This window comes from Rhodococcus sp. OAS809, from assembly GCF_040546695.1.
Lineage (GTDB): Bacteria > Actinomycetota > Actinomycetes > Mycobacteriales > Mycobacteriaceae > Rhodococcus_F > Rhodococcus_F qingshengii.
Window position 1 is genome coordinate 4,256,024 of sequence record NZ_JBEPOI010000002.1, and the last position, 19,304, is coordinate 4,275,327.

Sequence of the window (19,304 nt, forward strand, 5' to 3'; positions counted from 1 at the left end):
GCCCCGCACACTTCGGTGTGCGGGGCCCGACGTTTTGTTTCGGGGTGCGGTGTGCCGCCTGTCAGCGTCCCGAATCGGACCTGGGGATAACTCTCACACTGTGATGTTCGACTTGGTGATCAGTGACGAATCGGGCGAGGCAACACGCCCGACACGCCGACGCGCCGACTGTGGAAAAACTATTTTCATCAACAGGCCTGTGAAATTGTGGATAGCCATCTACCTGGTCTTTTGTAGTTACTAAGCAAAGTAGTCCCCAAATGCTCCACAGGCGGTGCACACCGTGGGGCGGGAGTTTCCACAAAGCATCCACAGGTTTATCCACAGTCCGGTTTGTATGCGGACCTACTAGTCCCTAACGTCATCTCGGCGTCTATCTACAGCCCGGCCGAATGCGGCTAGGGGATGTCGGTGGGGGCAGGTACAAATGATGAGGGCGCTGCGGTTTCTGGCAGTGTCGTCGAGTGTTTTACGGGAAGGTCTCGCTTGTGGCTGTTGTAGATGATCGAGGACCTTCCGACTTCTCAGGGCCGGACTACCCGGGCCCTCCCGAGGCCGAGCCCGACCAGGAGTTCGGACGCCAGCCACCTCAGGACATGACTGCCGAGCAGTCGGTGCTCGGCGGCATGCTGCTGAGCAAGGACGCCATCGCTGACGTCCTCGAGGTACTGCGTCCGGGTGACTTCTACCGGCCCGCCCACCAGTCCGTCTACGACGTGATCCTGGACCTCTACAGCCGTGGCGAGCCCGCCGACCCGGTGACGGTCTCCGCCGAGCTCGACCGTCGAGGTGAGCTCCGCCGTATCGGTGGTGCTGCCTACCTGGTGACGCTGACCCAGACAGTGCCCACAGCCGCCAACGCCGCCTTCTATGCCGAGATCGTGGCCGAGAAGTCCGTGCTGCGTCGTCTGGTCGACGCCGGTACTCGCATCGTCCAGTACGGCTACGCCGGCACCGAGGGCCAGGACGTGGCCGAGGTTGTCGACCGCGCGCAGGCCGAGATCTTCGAGGTCACCGAGCGTCGAACCACCGAGGACTTCGTACCCCTCACCGAGCTCCTCCAGCCCACGATGGACGAGATCGACTCCATCGCCAGCCGCGGCGGAATTTCCCTCGGTGTGCCCACCGGATTCAAGGATCTCGACGAGATCACCAACGGCCTTCACGCTGGTCAGATGATCATCGTCGCGGCTAGACCTGGTGTGGGCAAGGCGCTTGCCCTCGATACTCCCCTCGCGACGCCCAGTGGCTGGACCACGATGGGTGACGTTGCTGTCGGCGATCTGTTGATCGACAACCACGGCAAGCCGACGCGGGTTGTTGCCGCTACCGACGTGATGGTTGACCGCCCTTGCTACGAGGTCGAGTTCTCCGACGGAACTGTGTTGGTGGCCGACGAGCAGCATCAGTGGTTGACGGAGACGCGTGCTTCGCGCCGTTCAGCGCAGAACGCCAAGACAGGTTACAACCGCTATAAGAATCAAAAGACATTCGCCGAGGTCCGAACCACGGCGGAGATCGCATCGACGGTGCGATGCGCAACGGCGGATGGCCGCGTTAATCACTCTGTCGTGAATGCCAAGCCGCTCGACCTACCAACGCAGGATCTCCTTGTCCCGCCCTACACACTTGGCGCTTGGCTAGGTGACGGTTCTACTGCCTGCGCACAATTCACCATTGCTGATCCCGAGATCATCATGTTGATCGAGGCCGAAGGCCTGGTTGCAGTTCCGTCCAAGTCGGCGCATTTGCGCTACAGCCTTAAATTAGCCCCGGAAGATCCCGTCGCTCCGCGCGATTGCGTTGTGTGCGGAAAGAGCTTCGTGCCGTTCACCAGTCAGGTGCGAACGTGCGGTCAATCATGCGGCGGCAAAGCACGTTTCATGTCTGACCCTGTACCTGCGCCAACCTGTTCACACTGTGGTGGACCTTCGATCGGGCTGCGACTGTGCCAGAAGTGCCGCAATGAGTACGGCACGGTTCAAGGACGCCTACGTACGGTCGGTGTTCTGGGCAACAAGCACATCCCTGTCCAGTATCTCCGTGGGTCCGAGGCGCAGCGTCGTGCGGTTCTTGCGGGGCTTCTCGACACTGATGGAACTGTGACTGCCGGTGGCTCCGTTCAGTTTTCGGTAACCAACGAGCGCCTCGTCCGCGATGCCCAGGAATTAGTGGTCAGTCTTGGCTATCGCTGCCAAATGAGCACAAAGCGAGTCAACGGTCGCACCGAGGCTTCGTCGACTGCATTCACCTTGACCTTCTCGACTGATGACGAAGTGTTCGGTCTTACGCGGAAAGCGATGCTGCACAAGGAGCGTCGAGCGAGTAAAAGCACTGCGCGCAGCGGATCGCGCTACATTGTCGATGTTCGACCAATTGCGAGTGTTCCGGTTCGCTGCGTCGAGGTCGACAACTCCGACCACATGTACCTGGCCGGTCATTCGATGGTCCCGACGCACAATTCCACGCTCGGAATGGATTTCCTGCGTTCCTGCTCCATCACGCACGGCATGGCCAGCGTCATGTTCTCGTTGGAAATGAGCAAAACCGAGATCGTCATGCGTCTGCTGTCCGCAGAGGCAAAGATCAAGCTCGGCGACATGCGCTCCGGAAAGATGACCGACGACGACTGGACCAAGCTCGCGCGTCGCATGAGTGAGATCAGTGAGGCGCCGCTATTCATCGATGACTCCCCCAACCTCACCATGATGGAAATCCGCGCAAAAGCGCGGCGGCTCAAGCAGAAACACGACATTCGCCTGATCGTCATCGACTACCTCCAGCTGATGAGCTCGGGTAAAAAGGTCGAGTCCCGTCAGCAGGAAGTCTCCGAATTCTCCCGTAGCCTAAAGCTTTTGGCGAAGGAGCTCGAAGTTCCGGTTGTCGCGATCTGTCAGCTCAACCGTGGTCCCGAGCAGCGAACCGACAAGCGTCCCCAGGTCGCCGACCTTCGTGAGTCCGGTTCACTCGAGCAGGACGCCGACATGGTGATTCTGCTGTACCGCCCCGACGCGACCGAGCGAGACGATCCCCGTGGCGGTGAAGCCGACCTGATTCTGGGTAAGCACCGTAACGGCCCGACCGCGACAATCACTGTGGCGCACCAGCTTCATCTCTCGAAGTTCGTCGATATGGCGCGGGGATAGCTGCTGCCGCCATCGCCTGGTGATGAGACAAAAATCGGACATCATGAGATTTTGAGACAAACACCTGCAGTTTTGTGAATTTGAGACAAATGCGGGCTGAGCCCACTCTCAGCTTTCTGAAGGTTGGAATTGCTGCGTGCCAGGACACTGTTTCCTGCACACAGCGACGCCTTGCGGGCAAATACGACCGCAAGACGTCGGTATCGTTGGGGGTTTAGGTTGGTCGGGGTGGTTCGTAGCTGGCTATCTGCCGGAGGCGATCGATGTTCGCCCGCACGAGGTGGTACAGCGAACTGCCAGTCGGTGTGAGTTGGCGTGGCCCGTGGCTGGTATCTCGTGTGAAAACGTCGGTTCCGAGTGCCTTGGCAAGGTAGGTGTATTCCCGGCGTATCTGGGTGGGTCGGACCCCGAACATCGCGGCAGCGTCGCCATCGAGCTTGCAGTGGGCGCTGTCGGCGAATCGGCAGAGTCGAAGTGCTGCAATCTTTTCGCCGGCGAGCGCCAGATGGACGAGTTCTTCGGGGTCGCCTGCAGCGGATGCTGCGAGTGTGAGTGAGAGGCTCGTTCGTCGGAGATCGCTGCGACCGATGTCGGGGAGGTAGCGTTCTTCGCGCCCGCGGTCCGCCCATGTATCAGTTTCAATTGTGAATTGTGGTGTATAACTTACTGGTTCACCGATTCGATGCTTCAGCAAAAGGCGTTGCGCGACTTCGCCGGACTTGTCTTGGAGGTCGACCGGCATCGTCAGGACGAACTTGCGGTAGCTGTAGGCTGCGGGGCCGTGGAGCAGAGCGGCTCCGTAGGTCACGAGCGGGTCGCTGCCGGTCAGGAGCTGCCAGATATAGCGTTGGATCTTCCATGTGAATGCGGTGGTCAGGTAGGTGTTTGCTGCTCGGGCGAGAAGTCTGGTGTGGTTACGTCCGATGTCGGATGGCGCGGGGAAGAGGTGGCGCCGCCTCCGGTAGTCGATCGGTGGCGGGTATGACAGTAGATGCGCATGCAGGTTTTGAAGGTAGTTGAATACTTCGGTTCCGTGTTCGTTGCTGATGAGATGGTTTAGTGCATAGCGGATTTCGTCGGCGTTGTAGTCAAGGCTGAATTCCAGGGCGAGTCGGTTGTAGTCTGGTTTGCGTCCCATCGAGGCGAGTGCGATCGGTGCGGTGAGCGGGAAGAGTCGTATGACTCGGTCGGGGAGTTCGGGAGCGTTGTCGCGTACCTGCCTCCAGATGCAGGAGGGAAGATTCATCGCGTCGATCGATCGTGTGGTGGCGTTAGTCAATGCCTTCGCGGAATGCTGTGGTCGGCGGCGTCCGAGCCGGTCGCTCAAGACGGTTCCGGTTTGTGGCGGTCGGCGCCAGCTGAGTAACCGTTCGAGGTGGACGGTGCAGGTGGCGTGGTTCCTTCGTCGTAGATGGTCGATGATGTGTGTGATTCGCGATGGTGACAACCACGTATCAAGTAAGTCTCTGCCGCTGGCAGCGGTGGTGAGGATGCCGATCGCCGCGGTTTGTGCGATGAGAAACTGTGGGGTTGTTACTTCGGATACTCCACTTCGGCCCATGGGTGTGCTGACGAAGTCCGACCGACTCAGTTTTTGAGTCCACGCTCCTGGGTCCGGGCTGTCGGGGATGGATCCGACGCCATCGACGTAGGTCATGGCGTTGAGAGCGTGCCGGGTCAGGAGCGAGGCGTCTGTGAGGATGCTTTCCGCGCTGAGGAACTCGTCGCCGGTGTATGCGCATGAAGCGCCGTTGGTGTGCAGGATTCTGGTGAGCCATGAGTGCGTTTCGTAAGCGGCCGAGTGGATTTCGATTGTGTGCGCCGTGTTCTGAGCCAGGATTTCGGTGGCACATCCGTGACTGCATCTTCTGAGGCGCCATGCGGATATGTGGGAGCCGGTAGTGCGTGGGTGGTGTGTGCGCGTGTCACGCGCTCTCGATCCGCACGCGGGACAGTTGTCTCTTAGCACTGTGTGGTGTTCCTCGCAGATGTTGATCCAGCGCAGGTGCCAAGGCAATTTCCAGCGGAGATCGTCGTCGATGAGACATATGGGGCAGTAACCGGTTCCGCGTACCTGAGACCATGGGCCGGTCGATGAATCACGCGTGACGTTCGCGAGCCCGACAGGCTTGTATCGACGTAGTGTCGCCTCGGCCAATCGGTCAGGGTCCACACCGGTGCACTCGGAGACGCGAAGGAGCGAGGGGTCGTCGACGGCCCTGGTGAGGGGTAGGGCTTTGTCCTTGTTGATGGTGTCGTCGTGGCCTGTAATGTCGCGTGGGCGGCACCCGTTGAGATCGGCGAGAAGTTCGATCCAAGAATCGAGTGACTCGTCGTGAAGAAGATCGGCTCGGATTGGAATCATTCGGTGGCCTTTCTCTTGGATTCGAAGATGAGGTCATTGACTGTGGGGCTCCGGCGGTGGGCAATTGCGGCGATAGTGGCGTCCTTGAGCAGCTCGAGGGACAGGCCTGTTCGGCCGCCGGACGCGTGAAAGAGGTTGGCGGCGAACGTCGCGTCACGGAGTTCGCTGCTGTCGAGTCCGTCGATGAGTTCAAGTCGGCCGATCAGTGCACCGATACGTCGATGCCAGGCTCGCATTTGAGTCTTGTCCGTGTCGACGAACGGCATCAGATCGCGACGATGCATTCGACCAGCGAGCTGCACTGCTGCGGAGTATTCGTCCTCTGAGCGATCCGTCCGTCTGAGGAGGGCGCTGTTTTCGAGTCCGGCTCCGACGAAGACGAAACTGACAGGAAGCGCGTCGACCGTCATTTTCAGGTTGTCGGTCAGATCACGAGCGGCACCCACGCGGCGAAGCATGTGCGCGTCGTCGACGACGATCATCCGAGTTCCGATGCTGGGCAGCACTGTTCGTAGCTGCCGGAGCATGTCGGCCCCCGTCGCCAGCCTGGTGTTCGGGACGCTGGCGAATGCGCCGATAGCCCGTAGGAGTGTCGGCCAGCTTGCGCCCGCATCGCTGACGAAAACTACCGGTATGTGTTCGGCTCGAATACCTTTTCCTGGATCGTGAGGATGTTTGAGTAGGTCGTCATGTATTCGGAGCATGGCGGCCGTGGTCGCCTGTGTTTTTCCGACGAGTGATGGCCCGTTGATCGCGACCCATCGACGGCCCGCATTCACCGAAGTGGCGTTGTGGTCGAGCAACTTGCGCATGTCGTTTTCGATCGTTTGGATGTCGGAAGTCTCGATGGGGCCGATCGATCTGATCCATCGGGCGAGTGTGATCCCATCACCGTCGATCCCGCACGGCGGCGCATCGGCAGAGTCTCGCCGCCGCAGTCGAGGCCAGTCTGCGCGGTTCTGTAGGACGGGTGGCTGATCTGCTATGAGGGAACGAATGGCAGATGTTGTCTGGATTGTCATGGGTCACCACACCTCGTCGGTATCGGCTGGCTCGAGATCCCAGATCGCGAAAGTGTCCACGTCGACTGGCGGTAGTGCCGGCATGCCGATGCCGCTTGTCTCAGTCGTTCCGGGGTTCGACTGCGGGACCGGAGCTGAGTTCGCGACACGGGCGCGGTCAAGGGACCAACGTTTGCGTTCGTGTTCGGCTAGTTCGTCAGCGAACTTACAGAAGGCAATTTCGGCGTTGTCTCGCTCTTCGCGGGTCAACCGATTGCGCCCGAGGAACTGCGAAAAGTCATCTGCGACAAGGTCACTGAACGGAGGAAATGTCGTACCGTCGTCGTGGATGGCGGTGAGGGTGTGCCAGCGCCCGTCGAAGTCGTCTCGAAAGAACATCCGAGACCTGTCGTAGCTGTCGTAAAAGAACCGGCGCTTGCGTCCAGGCCGAGCCAACGGCGAGATGGACCCTCTCCGAACCTCGTTGAGGATCGGTCCATCGTAGCGGAAGTCTCGATAGTGAACGCCGTCCGACGACACTGCAAGATCGGCACAGTCGAGGAAACCGAACACGTCATCGGGGTGGGGAGCTACGTGCAGATCACCACCCCGAATCAAGCATTGCTCATACCGCTGGGCGGGAGTCAAAAAGTGCCCCTTCTTGGTTGCTGACGGTAGTCCGCTGTGAGGAAGATGCGGATAGTAGGTCATCGCCCATTCCTTGCAGATCGATTGCACCGCAGACAATGTCAGAGTGGCATTGACATCATCGCCTCGGTTTTCGGGACCGTTGCCGGTGAAGCCATCGAGGTTCTGCTGCATGATGGCTAGTGACCGATTCACAGACTCGACGTAGGGCTTGTCCATGCCGCGTCGGGTTCGTGCCAGTTCGATCGTGCTACCCCACCGTGCAAGCGCATCGACGACACGGTAATTCTCGTACTCGCTGCCGTGATCGATAACCAGCACGCCGATACCCATCCCTGGATGGACGAGCGTTTCTCGGGGCACGCCCAGCGCAAGAGTGTGGGGGCGGGCAATTTCAGGTAGGACGAGCGGCGACATTACGTCGAAGAGCAGCATCCGCGTGTCTCGGCCCGATGGCTTCTCAGCCGTGACCCGTACCGTGACCAGTCGAGTTGCCACACACACGGCGACGCTGATCCATGGCCGTATTTCCTTTCCCGTGTCGGGGCATCTAATCCACACGTTGAGTTCGGTGGCATCAATTTCAATTCTCTCGCCGGGCATTGACGGTGCAGGCCTGCGATATCCGCGTTGAGCCCGGGCGTTGTTGGTGCGACGAGTCCGTGCTGTGCCCGCGAGAGTCAGTTCGGTGGACAGTATCCGGACGACAGCTTCGAGGCGGAAAGATGTGAGCAGTGGGTCGTTGATTCCCAGGTGGTCTAGCTCTCGCAGCACTCGCGTCTTCCTCGCTTGGAGACCCACCGTCGACTTGTGCCTCGCCAGATCCAATAACACTCGGTAGATTGTGTCCAATGTGCCCTCGCGGAGACCCAATCTCGGGTCGTCGGGGCGCGATTTGTCAGCGTGACGAGGAATGAGCGCGTGGATGCCGCCGCTCTCGAAATCCGAAACCATGCGATACAACTGAGCGCGTGAGTATCCACGGGTGCCTGCGAGATCTCGGGTCAGCGTCCGGAGTCTCGATGGCCGCGTGGTCAGTGCAGGGTTGTACCGAGGATCGCTGTCGGGGCCGACAACTCCTGACGGGTCCCCGTGGATCACAGTGCGTGCGTGTGCGGCTCGTTCGATCGTTTGCAACTTGACGTGCGTCGGTAGATCGTCGAGTAGGTCGCTGTCGCTGGTGTCGGTGATCCTCGGCTGATCGATCATGCAGAAGTCATTGAACATCCAAATAGCCTGCAGCAGAGCTGTTTCGATGTACTCGCCGGCATCATTTCGCAGAGTCGCAGTTGGTGGGGTCAGTGTCGCCGCGATCGAGATCACCGTACATAGCTGCCCGTCCACCTCGAAGCGGGTTCCCAGGCCGAACGTGTTGGTATTCATCGCCATGCCACCTCCGACGCCTGCGTGATGGGCCGGTCGAGATCGACGTCGAGATGGCACTGCGCGAGCGCCCGCAGAGCCCGTCCACGTCCTACCGGGCCGCCGCCGAACGCATCCGACACTGCACCAAGGCTTTTCGTTGACTGAATGTCGCTACCCGCCACCCACCAAGGCTCTTTCATGGCAGGCGCTTTCCACCGGAGCGCGCCGAGCAGGCGAAGATTCACAGTTCGCTGGCGCGGCATCGTCCCACATACGCGGTAGTCGATGCCGTGCGCCCGAAACGTTTCCGGAAGTAGCTCGGTCAGTATCACTCGGGCGTACGTGCCCATGTCGTCTTCGGCGCGCACGCTGACGATCTCTACACCACTGTCGCAGGACACTAGGAGGTCCGGTATTTGAAGGATGCACCGCTCCCCAACGGGCCAAGACAGCACACAGGCCTGGCTTTGATAGCGGTGCACGTCGGCTCGGCGGTCGAGTTCCATCATCCAGAGTTGCTCGAGCTTGGATTCGGCCCATACTACGGCTGGTAGGCCAGCAAAACGGGCAGTATGGATCATCAGGTTTGAGCGTGAATGCATATGTGACCCCAGCCGGCGCACCGGCATCACGGACTCGACATTCGTTCTCGTCAGGGTTGCTACCGGCGCGATGCGGGTGTCTGCGCCGTCCCACAAAATCACGCTGCATTCGGCGACGGCCTTGGCCCGGATTTGTGGATCGCGAAGTGCGTCGAGCGCATCCCGGCGGGGCAATGCGCGGCGGAGGTGCGCAGTGATCTGTTTGGGTGAGCGACGAACTCCTCGGCGCGCACTCACAGAAGTGCCTGGTACCAGCGGCGATCTCATCGTGGACCCCAGACTGGTAGCCCGGCACAGTGGTCGAGTACAGGTCGATCTGCCGCTTCAAGGAGTCGATCCGCAACGAATAGAACCTTGACAACGCCCGATGGGCAGGCTGAAATAGACATAACAAACCTCCAAGTCAACAAGGTGAGTTTGGGTGAGGCAGCGGCGACCACCGCTGTTGAGATTTGAGGAAAAGCCGGGTTGGCGCCCGGCTTTTTCCATGCCCAGAATGGCTAGGGACCGTCACGGCTTCGTCGCGAGCACTCGCATTCAAGAGCGTCAAGAGCCTCAGCAGTTACTGCACTGAGCGTGCGCTGGGACAGCCGTGCGCGCTCGTAGAGGCGTTGGGCAGTCTTAGCGGGCAGTCGGACCTCAACCCGCACGGTGTCGTCCGGCTCGAAGTTCCTCGTCGTGCGTCGCCCAAAATGAGCCGACGGAAGTTCTATCATCGAGTGCGCCATCCTTTCGCCGTGTTTCAATTTCTGGTCGGCGCACCTCCGATGTCACACAGAGTACCGGCTCGGCCCGGTACTCCACAATGGATTCGACCGTCGAATTAGGTGTGCAATATTTCGAAATATGTGGTGGAGCAGCGTGATTGCTGTCGGGCAAGCGTGTGTCACCGCCCCGATCAATGATCGGGTGGGGTCCTGTTCCGGTTCGGCTCCATGATTGGCTCTGGGCCGCGACTGACTTGACCGGATTGGAAGTTGACGCTCGTAGAAGGTAGGCCAAACGGGACGTCGCGGCTCACAATCTAGCGAAGTTTCTTGCTGCAATGGTGCCGGCGCACATACTCTGATTTGATCGCCGAGTACGCGATTGAGGAGGTGATCTGTGATGAGTGCACTCTCGACTGGCGCGCGGATCGAGAAGGCGAGGCTCGCTGCCCAAATCGCAAGCCGACGCGAACTGGCCGACAAAGCTGGTATCTCCCCGTCCACTCTCTCGCGCATCATCGCTGGCACCCAGCCGGCGAAGGCGAACGAGCTACTCGCTCTCGCGATGGCGCTCGGTTGTAACTTGGCCGAACTGGCAGGCATCGCCACGACGGCTGGACACCTCCAGTGCGGAGCTCGGCCGGACAGTGGCGCGAACTTTGAGGTGATGCGAGAGCAACTGCTCCAGTTCTTCGAACTCAACTCCTACCTGGACGAGTAGAGCATCAGCCTCCGCCAGTAAACACAGAGACAGACGTCAGCAATCACGGGCAGCGCCCTCGCTCGAGCTAACGCGACATCCGCCGCGTAGCTTCGATTGCTTCAAACCCTTTTTCTTGCATAGTGTTTCGCTCGTGACCTTGTAGTTCTTGTAGGGGATGCGGGCAGGCGCATTTGCTGGGGAAAGCTTGTGCGGCTTCCTTTCGTCTTCCGGTGGCTACGGCATTAGGGGGTGCAGCAACGGCATTGCGAGTGCAGCAATGAATCAGGTCTGAAGTCGATCAAGGTGCAGAACTTGCCGCAGTTTTCAGGCTCGGGGCTCTTCGAGCGTCGACCGCGGATCGAAGTCGGTGGACGCATGACTCAATCCGAGGCCATCACCAATTTCTTCTGAATCACCGAACTCGTCTGACCAAACAATCCGTCGGAGGTCAATCCGCAACGGATGAGGGTCTGGCCAGGTGCCGCTCCCTCGCCCAACTCCGCTGGGCGTCCGAGAAGTCTCTAGTGCCACACAATCCACCGCCGAGTGGACCTTGGGCCGCGCCTCTCCCCACATTCGACAGAGATCCGAGGAGAAGATCGGACCTGGCGGAGCAGTTCACCATCGCCGAGTTCACCGGAGGACCAGCAGCGCATGTCGAAGTCATCGAGATCGCGATCTTGGTGCCGGCTCTTGGCCTGGCAGACGAGCTGCTGTAGGCGAGGTTCGCTCTGTCTGCAGCATCCGAAACAACCGCGCTTCGTTGCCGGTGGTAGAGGAAGCCCGAAGCGATCATCATCTCTCGCAAAATCGCATGCCTTGGGAAAGGCGGTTTGTGATTCATCAGTACTGTGAGTCGCTTCATCCGGCCCCAAAACGATGCGCGGGTTCGGTGATGCTGACGCCGGATGACGCTCCGGCGCCGCCTACTGACTGTCGGCATCGCACAATATCCGAATGATGACAACAGATTCGCCGCATGGAGATTCGCGAGTAGACAGGCCGCCAGTTCTTGAGCCGCCACCTGGATCGCGCGGCACGCGGATCGGGTTCTTTGCAGGCACCGCGCTCGCTACGGTGAGTGCCGCCTTGTTTATAGTGTCGGGATTTGCGATCCTTTCCGGAGGTTCGGGGGTCGCGCAGCCCGTTGCGACAATCCTCGGTGGAGCTGGCGTTCTCGGGGCCGGTGTCCTCACTTTCCGATCCGCACACAACACTCGAATTAGTGCGGAGAGAACCGCCGCTGAACAACTCACACATGCGGCAACCGAACTTGAACACGCGAAAAGCGTCGCGGCAGACGAGAAAGCGAGACACGAGAAGCAATTTGAGGAGCAGCGACAACAAAGCGAGCTTAGTCGGGCGGAGCAAACGAAGACGGACGAGCGCAACCATCACCGAGAAGTGATACGAGACTTACGATCTCGATACACCACCTGCGCCGAACAACTCGCCCACGAATCCGCTGCTATCCGGCTCGCTGGCGTCTACGCCCTCGCATCCCTTGCCGACGACTGGCAGCAACAGAACGACCGCAATGAGAAACAAGTCGCCATCGACCTACTCCGCGCCTACCTTCGCACCCCCAACACTCACACTCCAGAACTGATCGCGGCCATGCTGCCAGATACGGGCGAGCTGGAAGTGCGCAAGACTATCCTCCTCGCGTTGCACAACCGCTCAGCTGAAGAGACCTCGGATCCGAAAAGCTGGAAAGGATTCGACTGCACCATTAGCCGTGCGGACCTATCCAACTTGAATCTGACCTCCTCAGACATTCCCGGAGCATTCCTTCGGAGTGTGAACCTATCCGGTGCGATTCTGACCGGTGCGAACCTGACGTCAGCGAACCTGGGTGGCGCAGATTTGGTATCCGCGGACTTGACTTGGGTAAATCTTTCTGGTGCGAAATTGTTTCACGCGGACTTGACGGGTGCGATCCTGGTTGACGCAGATTTGTCGAGCGCGAACCTGACCCGCGCGGATTTCTCCGGGGCTCATCTATCTGGTGCGAACCTGACTTCAGCGAACCTGACCTCGGCGAACTTGCTAGATGCCGTCATGTTCACTGTGAACCTGTCTGGTGCGAATCTGTCCAGTGGAAAGTTGTCCGGTGCGGACTTATCTGACGCGAATCTATCTGGAGCAAACTTGACCGGAGCGAAGTTATCCGGCGCAGATTTGGGGTCCGTGAACCTGACCGCAGCAACATTAGTTGACGCGGACTTAACGAACGCCGATCTCACCGAAGCGAACCTGACCAACGCGAACCTGCACGCTGCAAATCTCGCAGGTGCAAAGATTGAACGTGCAAACCTTAGCCACATTTACTGGAGTGCGCTCACAGTGTGGCCGGACGAATTCTCCCCGCCCGCGTCACGTGACCGCCCCTAGGCGGGGAAGGGGGTGTCTACGGTTCGCCTAGGCAGTGCCTCAATATCGGCCATTACCGAGCGATGATCCACGCGAGGGCAACAGCGTCACTTCTGGCCGATGGTTCCGGCTGAATTCCGTCATGGATGCCTCCATCCCCTCGTCCCCGGGAGCGCTTAGCGTTCTGGCGGCCGGGTTCATGAATCCCGGGAGTAGCAGTTTCTGGCGTAGCGGTGCACCGCGTGGCTGTCGGTGAACCGGACTGACAGTGATCTAACCTATTGCCTAGCGAGGCGCCGACACGAGAGGGCAGGAATAAATAGTGGACAAGTTTGACGAGGGGTTGCGCTGTCAAGATGTTCATGCTGGACTACGAAATGTCAATCCCAATTCGGGAGTCCTAGTTCCGCTCGCCGGGACCCAGATGATCGGAATGGCAGCCAGTGTGGCGGCACTCGTTCGCGGATTGGACGTTGTTAGTGACGCGCAAGCACTGCGAGCGGTCGCGGCCGAGCAATTGGATGTGAGTCCGTATGCTTTTGACAACGTCATAAGATCTCTCGCGGATCTGGAATTTATCCAGGGTGTCGTCTACGAATCTGATCGGGTTGTCCGATTCACTGAAACTGTCCCATTTTACGACGATTTGTACGGCCGCCTTGGGGAAGCGTGGCGTGAAAAGCAGCCGACGGACCTCGAAGAGCAAATGGTTATTGCTGTCGATCGACTGGCTGAATCTCCGGTCCCGGTGGAGGAACTTGCAAGCCGGGCGGGTCTGGACTCCACGGACCTCCCGAGATTAATTGAAATCGGAGCACAATCCCAGTTAATCAAGACCATCGAAGTCTCGGGCGGGTTAGTCGCATACTCGCCATTCTTTGGGTTTGAGAATCCAGCTCTACTGGCAGAGTTGATACGGGATCACGGACCAGCGCAAATAGCGGACGCATTCGCGGCCGTCGTTGGTGAGCAAGGTCTGCCTGTCGAGTCGGCGAACAAAGTTCTCATAGACGCAGTTGGAAGGGGTCTGATACTCGCGCCTGCCGTTGAGTTGCCCGGAGGAACCTTGCAACCCTTTGCTACCCTCCCTTACAGCCTGGACTCAACGCTACTGAGGTCGAGGAAGCCAGTCTTGGAGAAGGCTCTCGCTGTGGTCGCTTGCCTCCGCTGTGGGCAGCATTTTGGCGGCTACAGTAATTTGTCGGCCGCTGGTTTGATTAATGTCATTGACAAACTACTCGACCCAAATCGTGGATATCTTAATCCGCGAGGGGAGCATGAACGTCAATATCGCCTGATGCACCGCAGTGGCCTCATTGCCTTTGGGCCCGACTTAAGGCATGGGGGTACATGGGTGACACCGCGTTTCATCGACACCACTGATAATAGGGAAGCGCTCGGAATTGCGAGAGACTTGCTGTCTCAGGGTCAGCAAATTGAGGGTCGTGGCGGCGGGGACGAAGCTCGTAAGATATTGGAACTCGGCGCGCCGTACACTGCGCCGATGCAGACCCTCAATCGAATGAAGAACAAGCCTAACATTGATGATAAGTCCTGGCAGGCGGTTATCGATAAAGCGTTGGGGAGAGGCGCACGGTGAGTGAACTCGATTTGGGGCTCAAAGTCGCGGCACGCCGGTTGTTGTGGCGCATGGGATACACAACGCGTATCGATGTTCAACTCCGGAGCGTGGGCGGAGTTGCGACTGCTTCGGCTGGGAGCCCTCGTCGGTCGGCTGGGGCGGAGTCGTTTACAGATCTTGATGTGCTTGGCCTTACGATATCTGGTGGCTACCGAGTTGAAAGTGCCATCGTAGACTGTAAAACCACTGCCAAGGGATCTACCGGCCGAATGTTCTGGGTTCGTGGAGTCGCGGATCTATTCGCTGCCGACGCAGCGTATATGTTGCGCGAGACCGACGTGTCACACGCAGCGAGACAGCTCGCGAATCGACTCCACATAACAGCATTGAATAGCAAGGAGCTAGCTCAGGCGGAAGCATTTCATCCAAGCGACCTTCCGCTGAATTCCGGGCCAGTGTCTTGGCTGTTTGATCGCGATAAGACCCAAAAAGTTCTCCACGCATTTAGTGGTCTGGATGGACGGCTGAGAGAGCTGCGTGACTATCGAGAGTTTGATTATTGGGTGGGAGAAGAATACCGAAGTCTCACGCAGATTGTGGAGCAGCTTCGCTTGTCCAGTCGATTGCTCTCGCCGAGAAATCCTCACCATGTATCCCTAGTGATCGATTTCGCCTGGTTGTATACCGTCAGCCTCACGCACGCAATCGAAAACATCCGAAAGGCGTATATAAGCGATCTGGACCTCGGGTTGTCACAATACATCTTAGGTGGCCCGAACGGTTTTTCCGAGAAAAAAGAGCTGTCAAAGATGCTCGCGCATCTGAGCCAGAACGGTGCAATTCCGCAGGATGTTTATGTTGATCCGCTTCCTTCGTATCACTCCCGTTTGCTGGAGCTCACTGCACGTCTGCAGCGTCGACCGGCTCATATACTTTCCGCGTTGCGGTTGCTCGAAGTGGGAGCCTTCACCGCTGCGCTCAAGGAAAAGATTTCAGCGCCTACTGACACGGGTGCACTCTACGATGAAGTTGGGGCAAAGTTGGCGGCCGATGTGGTCAATTTTCTCGTGACTACCTCGGACCTTGATTCGGGATTCACTGCGCGTGCACGCTCTATTCTGCTGGGAGAGGAATTCGTCGATCCTGAGAGCGTGAAGTCGAGGTAGTGATCGTGTTCGGGGGATTCGCCCGGACCGTCCCTCAACGTGACTGTAGGCGGTCGACACTTCTATACATTTCAGTCATGCCTCGGCCGACTCGACGGTCTGTAATTGACTTCGCGTCAGGGTCGCTAGGAGGGACGCGTGGGCGTTGACTAGGCCGGGTCGGCCTGCACTGGTCGGTCGCCAACAGGCCACAAACCGTCGGGGCAGCGAGCGCAACGTCGGGACCGTGTCGAGCATCAATCTACCGTTCTGCGAAACGCCAACTCGGGATCACCAAGGCGGACGCCGCGTGTGAGTGAAGGGCTTGATGCAGAGCCCTGGTTGTTCAACGCTCGGTTCTGGCTCTCTCGGAATCGGCTCGGGCGCCGTCGCTACGAACGGCGGTGAGCAGTTCGTCAAGGGTAGTAAAGACGGTTTCGGGGCGCCCGAGCGTTCGCTGGGCGTCTCGGAGTTGCGTGCCGGTGTGAGCCTCGGCGCACACGTACTGCGCGTAGCCGGCGGCGCTGGATAGGTGAAAAATGTCGACCAAGTCGTTCCGCTTCCACTTGCCCATGTGGTCGATAAACCGGCGGATAAAGAGTTCGGACATTAATCCGACCATGGGGGAATTCGCGAATAATCGCGCCAACTCAGCGTCGCTGAACATTGGGAAGTCTGTCGAGTTCGCCAGTCGGCGGTATGCGGCGGTGTAGTAGCCGATGTTTTCGTTCCAGTAGCGACGTCTAGCGAGTCGGCGACGTTGCTCCTTGGGTAGATGCTCTGCGTGGATTTGCGCCGTGATGGCTGCGTGATGGGTTACCCATTTAGTGATCGGGTTCTTCGGTATCCGCTCGGGGTCCACGAGCGCATCCAGGATGACGCTCGGCATGGTCAACATTGTCATTAACTTGTCCAGGTCTGGGGTCTCGTCGGTGATACTTAGGGAGGAGTCGCTGCCGAAGAGCGCACCGGGTTCTGTGACGATGGGATGTAGTACGGGTGCACTCTCTATACTGCCCAAACGCCTTCGCATGGACCGGTCGACTTCGTGCTTCCACAGATCGAGCGGGTTCCGAATCTGCCACCCGCTGGCCAGACGGGCCATCGCAATGCCGATCTCGTAGCGTCGGTCGCCATGTAACCCGGCGGTCTCGATCAGGTGTCCAGTTGAGAGGGGCAGGACGATGCCCCCATCGTTGGCGAGGTCGATGAGCTCCTGAGCTGCACGTCGCTCGCTGAGGTCCTTCACGCGAGCCGGTTCGTGCAGGACGTCGGCGACGGTTCGCCACCGGTTTTGGTCAAGGTAAACGGCCGGTCGGCCGTTGAGAGGCGGTGGGGATGCTGGATTGAACCCTTCGGTGAGGATGAGGTCGTGCCTGGTCGTGGTCGTATAGATCCACCACTTCTCCCAGTCGAAGGTCGACCCCTCGACTTGGGAGTTGATCGGCCTGTACCTGGCTTCGAGTTCGCTATCGAGGACCTGCCCGTCTTGGTAAACGACACGGACGGATCCGTTCTGGTAGTCGACATGCCAATACTTGAACATGTCAGCTGATATGGCCGTTGGTTCATCCATGGGGGCAGGTTAGCCGCGGGGACGAATGCAACTTGCACACCTGATCGGCTGAAGGTGTTCGTACGCCATCGGCGAATCCCTATCAGGCACACCAGCTAGTGTGCGATCCAGAATTAGTAGACAGCAGACAGGGCAAATTCACCGCACCCCGACGATGCCGTCGCATCCAAGTCCAGGCGCCCAAGCTGCTGCATTACGGTTCGGCGATATCAGACGATCCGAGCGTTGGTGATCTGAACCAACGGCGTGAGCGGATCTGGCGCGTTGCAATAGGCATCGAATTCAGAGAAGAAGGTGTCAGCGTCAATGGCCGCCTCGGCGGTGACAACGCCGCGATCGGTGACCGCGCCCCGGGCTATCAGTTGCAGGCCGATCGCGGCGGGAATCGAGGTTGAGCCTGCCATGCCACCACGCGGGAACCGAGTGAGCTGTGCACCGACCGCGTGGAGTTGGCCGTCCTTGATGCCCTTGGCCCACGTCCACAGGCCTGGGCCGTGCGGGTCCCTCGGATCGGCGAGTGCCGTCCGTGATTCATCAAGTGTTGCTTCGATCTCCGCTGCGGCGGCGATGTGGGTGAGTGCACGATTGTCGACTCGTTCCATGATCGAATCGACGCGGTCGAAGAACCACGGGTGCCCCGTCATCACGTTGAGGCTCGACTGGAGCGTCGTGTAAGTCCGGCGGAGCGTCACGGCCTCGGGGTGACCCAAAGTGCGTGCAGAGACTAGCCCGTAGCCGGGGTATTCGAGTTCGATGACTTCACGCGGGGTCACGTCCTGCAGCTTGCCGTCCCGGGTCACACGAATCGAGCCGGATGCTTGGATGACAAAGTGGACAGTCGCCGCGTTGGGGCGGTCAGGTGTGATTGAGATGGGCGCGATGGTCTGGATCGGCCACCCGGTGACGATCTCGGTCACCTCGTCGAGGTAGGTGACGGCCCGGGCGGCTAGCAGGTTTGACACCCCAGGGCTCGCACCCATCCCGATGAGAGCTGTGACGCCCGCTTCACGTGCGGCCGAGTCGAGTTCGAATGCTTCGAGGGTGGGCTCCCAGTCATCCATGATGTCAACGAAGTGACAGCCGGCTGTGATAGCGGCGGTGAGGATAATCTTGCCGAACCTGGTGAACGGACCGAGGGTACTCAGTACCCCCCACGCGCCGTCGAGGATCACAGACAGATCGGCGGACAGTGCGTCGACTCGGTCGGCACGAACGTGCTCACCGGCCGCGTCTGCGACAGCCTTCGCTTGGTCCACATCGAGATCTGCAACAACGATCTCGGTGAACTCGGGCATAGATGCCAGAGTCTCCACGGCTTTGGCGCCCATGGCACCGGCGCCCCCGAACACGACGATCTTCATAAAAACCTCTTCTGACTAGGTGTGGGCCGGCGAAGACACCTCCCTTAATGAAGGTTAATTAAGGGAGGTGTTTCCGTCAACAGCCGGAACAGGGGTCAGCTGACACCGACGATTCGCTCGACGAGGCCGACAACCCGATCCGCGAACTGTTCCTCGTTCATCTCTCCGTCGTACTCGAACCAGTTCGCGGAGTCCTCGCCAATACTCACGATCGCGCGGGTTGCAAACGTCGGACTGTCGGTCGTGAACACACCGAGGGTCACCCCCTCGCGAACGGTGTCACGCAAGGCGTTGAAGGTCTGGTTCTCCAAGGCACGGAATTCACTGCGAGACTCTTCGGACAGAACGGACATCAGATGTCCGGGTGCGTAGAGATTGGAGTATGCTTCCGCATCCGCCACTTGGCGCAGCTGACTGAGCACGTAGGCCCGTACGAGCGCCGCCAAGCGCTCGCGCGGCGTCGTCGCGGATTGTTGCGCGGCCAGAATCGTTCGAGTGAATCGTCGAAGGCTCCGGTCGATCACGGCGTGCAAGAGGACGGCCTTCGACTCGAAGTGCCAATACAAGGCTGGCGCAGAGACTCCGACGGCTGCGGCGATCTGTTTGAGCGACGCCGCTTCATATCCACGCTCGCTGAACAATCGCGCCGCCGCATCGAGAACGCGCTCGCGAGTGTCCTCGCTCTCGAGAGCAACCACGGCCGTCTTGGGCTCCTTGGGCATGGAGTGAG

12 protein-coding genes are annotated in these 19,304 nt (G+C 59.3%); 5 read left to right on the forward strand and 7 right to left on the reverse strand.

Features of this window, described 5'->3' with window-relative positions:
• The first annotated feature begins 488 nt into the window (after positions 1-488).
• Positions 489-3,146 carry a replicative DNA helicase gene (gene dnaB / locus ABIE52_RS22815; protein ID WP_354541536.1) on the forward strand — a complete coding sequence of 886 codons (2,658 nt, stop codon included), beginning with the start codon at positions 489-491 and terminating at the stop codon, positions 3,144-3,146.
• Positions 3,147-3,360: 214 nt separating this feature from the next.
• Here dnaB and ABIE52_RS22820 read toward each other — a convergent pair whose 3' ends face one another.
• Genes ABIE52_RS22820 through ABIE52_RS22835 form a run of 4 tightly spaced genes read right to left on the reverse strand, consistent with a single transcriptional unit; the run spans position 3,361 to position 8,893 of the window.
• Positions 3,361-5,511 (reverse strand): TniQ family protein, encoded by a 2,151-nt coding sequence (locus ABIE52_RS22820; protein WP_192712631.1) that lies wholly within the window; start codon positions 5,509-5,511, stop codon positions 3,361-3,363.
• Complete coding sequence (locus tag ABIE52_RS22825) at positions 5,508-6,533, reverse strand: TniB family NTP-binding protein (RefSeq protein ID WP_192712632.1); 1,026 nt, start codon at positions 6,531-6,533, stop codon at positions 5,508-5,510. The genes ABIE52_RS22820 and ABIE52_RS22825 overlap by 4 nt, the downstream gene beginning before the upstream one ends.
• 3 nt (positions 6,534-6,536) lie before the next feature.
• A complete protein-coding gene (locus ABIE52_RS22830; protein WP_192712633.1) occupies positions 6,537-8,543 on the reverse strand; it encodes a TnsB C-terminal domain-containing protein in 2,007 nt (668 codons plus the stop codon).
• Positions 8,540-8,893 carry a hypothetical protein gene (locus ABIE52_RS22835; RefSeq protein ID WP_354541537.1) on the reverse strand — a complete coding sequence of 118 codons (354 nt, stop codon included), beginning with the start codon at positions 8,891-8,893 and terminating at the stop codon, positions 8,540-8,542. The genes ABIE52_RS22830 and ABIE52_RS22835 overlap by 4 nt, the downstream gene beginning before the upstream one ends.
• Before the next feature lie 1,341 nt (positions 8,894-10,234).
• Between ABIE52_RS22835 and ABIE52_RS22840 the strand changes: the two genes are divergently transcribed.
• The 4 genes from ABIE52_RS22840 (at position 10,235) to ABIE52_RS22855 (ending at position 15,658) form a co-directional block, all read left to right on the forward strand.
• Positions 10,235-10,555: a helix-turn-helix domain-containing protein gene (locus ABIE52_RS22840; RefSeq protein WP_192712635.1), complete on the forward strand. Its 321-nt coding sequence runs from the start codon at positions 10,235-10,237 to the stop codon at positions 10,553-10,555.
• 939 nt (positions 10,556-11,494) lie between these two features.
• Positions 11,495-12,931, forward strand: coding sequence for a pentapeptide repeat-containing protein (locus tag ABIE52_RS22845; protein WP_192712636.1), 1,437 nt, complete (start codon positions 11,495-11,497; stop codon positions 12,929-12,931).
• A 301-nt stretch (positions 12,932-13,232) separates the two neighbouring features.
• Entirely contained in the window at positions 13,233-14,510 is a 1,278-nt protein-coding gene (locus ABIE52_RS22850; RefSeq protein WP_192712637.1) for a hypothetical protein, read from the forward strand.
• Positions 14,507-15,658, forward strand: coding sequence for a hypothetical protein (locus ABIE52_RS22855; RefSeq protein WP_192712638.1), 1,152 nt, complete (start codon positions 14,507-14,509; stop codon positions 15,656-15,658). The genes ABIE52_RS22850 and ABIE52_RS22855 overlap by 4 nt, the downstream gene beginning before the upstream one ends.
• Before the next feature lie 325 nt (positions 15,659-15,983).
• Here the strand turns inward: ABIE52_RS22855 and ABIE52_RS22860 are convergent, their stop codons facing one another.
• The 3 genes from ABIE52_RS22860 to ABIE52_RS22870 form a co-directional block, all read right to left on the reverse strand.
• Positions 15,984-17,213: a hypothetical protein gene (locus ABIE52_RS22860; RefSeq protein ID WP_192712639.1), complete on the reverse strand. Its 1,230-nt coding sequence runs from the start codon at positions 17,211-17,213 to the stop codon at positions 15,984-15,986.
• Between the two features lie 209 nt (positions 17,214-17,422).
• Entirely contained in the window at positions 17,423-18,574 is a 1,152-nt protein-coding gene (locus ABIE52_RS22865; RefSeq protein ID WP_192712640.1) for a saccharopine dehydrogenase family protein, read from the reverse strand.
• 95 nt (positions 18,575-18,669) lie between these two features.
• Complete coding sequence (locus ABIE52_RS22870; RefSeq protein ID WP_192712641.1) at positions 18,670-19,296, reverse strand: TetR/AcrR family transcriptional regulator; 627 nt, start codon at positions 19,294-19,296, stop codon at positions 18,670-18,672.
• Positions 19,297-19,304 lie beyond the last annotated feature (8 nt).

What these genes read in the sequence shown, in the direction of transcription:
- ABIE52_RS22865 (WP_192712640.1), bottom strand. Translation starts at nt 18,574, where the DNA reads ATGAAGATCGTCGTGTTCGGGGGCGCCGGTGCCATGGGCGCCAAAGCC.
- ABIE52_RS22860 (WP_192712639.1), bottom strand. Translation starts at nt 17,213, where the DNA reads ATGGATGAACCAACGGCCATATCAGCTGACATGTTCAAGTATTGGCAT.
- ABIE52_RS22825 (WP_192712632.1), bottom strand. Translation starts at nt 6,533, where the DNA reads ATGACAATCCAGACAACATCTGCCATTCGTTCCCTCATAGCAGATCAG.
- ABIE52_RS22845 (WP_192712636.1), top strand. Translation starts at nt 11,495, where the DNA reads ATGATGACAACAGATTCGCCGCATGGAGATTCGCGAGTAGACAGGCCG.
- ABIE52_RS22840 (WP_192712635.1), top strand. Translation starts at nt 10,235, where the DNA reads ATGAGTGCACTCTCGACTGGCGCGCGGATCGAGAAGGCGAGGCTCGCT.
- ABIE52_RS22830 (WP_192712633.1), bottom strand. Translation starts at nt 8,543, where the DNA reads ATGAATACCAACACGTTCGGCCTGGGAACCCGCTTCGAGGTGGACGGG.
- ABIE52_RS22820 (WP_192712631.1), bottom strand. Translation starts at nt 5,511, where the DNA reads ATGATTCCAATCCGAGCCGATCTTCTTCACGACGAGTCACTCGATTCT.
- ABIE52_RS22870 (WP_192712641.1), bottom strand. Translation starts at nt 19,296, where the DNA reads ATGCCCAAGGAGCCCAAGACGGCCGTGGTTGCTCTCGAGAGCGAGGAC.